The sequence below is a fragment of the Herpetosiphonaceae bacterium genome, assembly GCA_036374795.1.
Classification (GTDB): Bacteria; Chloroflexota; Chloroflexia; order Chloroflexales; family Kallotenuaceae; genus LB3-1.
The window spans coordinates 1-2,852 of record DASUTC010000348.1 but is presented as its reverse complement, the minus strand read 5'-3'; the positions used below and the strand labels follow the sequence as shown (position 1 = coordinate 2,852).

Here is a 2,852-nt window from a genome sequence, read left to right as displayed (position 1 = left end):
CCGCTGGCTGGCAGGATAACAGGAGAAACGATCATGGAGCGCGGCCCAATCTTTATCGGCGGTCTGGATCGCTGCGGCAAGACACTGCTGCGCGCGCTGCTGGTTTCGCACCCGCACATTGCGATTCCAGCCGTCGGCTCGAACTACTGGACCTTCTTTTACAACCAGTACGGCGATCTGCGCGATCCGGCTAACTTCGAGCGCTGCCTGGCCGCGATGCTGCGCTATAAACACGCGCGCTTCATCCAGCCCGATCCTGAGCGCATCCGCCACGAGTTCCGGCAGGGCCAGCCCTCCTACGCCCGGCTCTTTGCGCTCTTTCACCAGCACTACGCCGAGCGCGAGGGCAAGCCGCGCTGGGGCGATCAGAGCGGACTGATCGAGCGCTATGCCGACGCGATCTTTGCGGCCTATCCCGGCGCACGCATGATCCATATGATCCGCGATCCGCGCGATCGGTATCAGGCATCGCTGGCGCTGTGGCCCAAGGGCAAGATGCGGGCCGGTGGCGCGACCGCCCGCTGGCTCTACTCCGTCCGTCTGGCCTGGCGCAACCATCAGCGCTACCCCGACCGCTACCTGATCGTGCGCTACGAGACGCTGGTTGAGCAGCCAGAGGCCACGCTGCGCCAGGTCTGCGCTTTTATCGGCGAGCCGTACACACCCGCGATGCTCACCATGGAGGGAGCGCCGAGCTACCGCGCGAAATACGGCGGCGGGGCAGCGCCGGACCAAAGTCCGATCACGACGGCGTACATCGGGCGCTTCCGGGGCGCGGTGCCGCAGCGCGAGATCGCCTTTATGCAAGCGCTGGCCGGACGCCAGATGCGTGCCTACGGCTACGAGCCGGAGCCGATCCGGCTCTCGCTGCGGGATCGGCTGGCGTTTGCCGCGATCGATGGTCCGGTCAATCTGGCCCGCATGCTGACGTGGCGCGGCCTTGAAGCGTTGCAGCAGCGCTTCCCGGCGACGATCAGACGCCAGCCGCCAGCCGCAAAGGTCGCTGCGTAGGGAGTTTCGAGCTCAACGTTTCAAGCTTCGAGTTTCGTGTTCTGGCCCTCCGTTTGTGCGCCCAGAGGGCACCCGGTTCTTTTGTGCTTTATTCTTTGTTTGGTGCTTGGTTCTCCGTCTGTCCTTGGTTCTTTCAGGAGGCTCGAACATGGAGCATGGCCCGATCTTTGTGGGCGGAGCAGATCGCAGCGGGAAGACGCTCATGCGCTTGTCGCTGTCGGCGCATCCCCGCCTGGCGATGACCCGGCGAACGTACATGTGGACCTTTTTCTACAACCAGTACGGCGATCTGCGCGATCCAGACAACTTCGAGCGCTGCCTGGCCGCGATGCTCAAGCACGCTCCGGTGCGGGCGCTGGCTCCCAATCCTGAGCGCATCCGGCGCGAGTTTCGGCAGGGCCAGCCCTCCTACGCCCGGCTCTTTGCGCTCTTTCACCAGCACTACGCCGAGCGCGAGGGCAAGCCGCGCTGGGGCGAGCAAGTCGGCGCCATCGAAGAGTATGCCGACGCGATCTTTGCAGCCTATCCGAGCGCCAGGCTGATTCATATGATCCGCGATCCGCGCGATCGGCTTGAGACGATTCGAGCGTCGTCGGCTGCGGGGACGAGCCGCATCGGCAGCACGACCGCCCGCTGGCGTCACTCGGCCCGGCTGGCGCGCCGCAACGTTCAGCGCTATCCCGACTGTTATCTGGTGATCCGCTACGAGTCGTTGCTGGCCCGGCGCGAAGAAGCGCTGCGCGAAGTGTGCGATTTTATCGGCGAGCCGTTCGTGCCGAACATGGTAACACTTGAGGGCACAACCAGATCTGGCAGCGACGAGGCGCTGGCTGGAGCCACGGACGAGCGCCCCGATCCGCGACCGTTTTCTCAGCGAGAGCTTGCATTTGTGCAGCGCTATGCCCGGCAGGAGATGCTGGCCTATGGCTACAAACCGCAGCCGCTTCGTCTGTCGCTTGGCGAGCGGCTGGCCCTGGCGTTCATCGATTGGCCGACCAACATCGCGCGTGCCGCAGCCTGGCACACCTTAGAGACACTGCAATCCAGCTTCCCCGCCCACATTGCCCGGAAACAACTGATCACCAAGGCCAGATCGTAGAGCGCCCCCGAAGGCCATCGATCGTCGTAGGCCTGCCGCCTCGTCGATGGCGCGAAGACCGGACCTGCTCTGGTGCAAGAGGAGCGAACCTGATGGCGCATGGACCGATTTTTTTGGCAGGGATCGAGCGCAGCGGAACCAGCTTGATGTACGCGCTGCTGGCCTCGCATCCGAATATTGCCATGACCCGGCGGACAAACTTTTGGCGCTTCTTCTACGGCCAGTACGGCGATCTGCGCGATCCGGCCAACTTCGAGCGCTGCCTGGCCGCGATGCTGCGCTACAAGCGGCACCTCAAGCTCCAGCCCGATCCTGAGCGCATCCGGCGCGAGTTCTGGCACGGCCAGCCCTCCTACGCCCGGCTGTTTGCGCTGCTCGAAGAGCACCACGCCGAGCGGCTCGGCAAGGTGCGCTGGGGTGATAAATCGCTCAACAACGAGCATTATGTCGACATGATCTTTGCGGACTATCCCGACGCGCGCATGATCCAGATGGTGCGCGATCCGCGCGATCGATTTGCCTCGGCCATCACGCGCTGGAAAACCATTCGCGGTCGCATCGGCACCGGAGCCGCGCGCTGGCGTCGATCGGTGGAGCAGGGGCAGCACAATGCCGAGCGCTACCCCGACCGCTACCTGATCGTGCGCTACGAGACGCTGGTTGAGCAGCCAGAGGCCACGCTGCGCCAGGTCTGCGCTTTTATCGGCGAGCCGTACACACCCGCGATGCTCACCATGGAGGG

The 2,852-nt window shown here is 64.3% G+C and carries 3 protein-coding genes; all 3 read left to right on the top strand.

What is annotated here, in order from left to right; all coding sequences use genetic code 11:
- On the top strand, window positions 1-1,011 hold a 1,011-nt coding region (locus VFZ66_28065), incomplete at its 5' end, for a sulfotransferase (protein ID HEX6293071.1).
- A 148-nt stretch (window positions 1,012-1,159) separates the two neighbouring features.
- Complete coding sequence (locus VFZ66_28060; GenBank protein ID HEX6293070.1) at window positions 1,160-2,110, top strand: sulfotransferase; 951 nt, start codon at window positions 1,160-1,162, stop codon at window positions 2,108-2,110.
- A gap of 92 nt (window positions 2,111-2,202) precedes the next feature.
- A partial coding sequence (locus VFZ66_28055) for a sulfotransferase (protein ID HEX6293069.1) occupies window positions 2,203-2,852 on the top strand: 650 nt, incomplete at its 3' end.

Coding starts and splice junctions, on each gene's coding strand:
- VFZ66_28060 (HEX6293070.1), top strand. CDS start 1,160: ATGGAGCATGGCCCGATCTTTGTGGGCGGAGCAGATCGCAGCGGGAAG.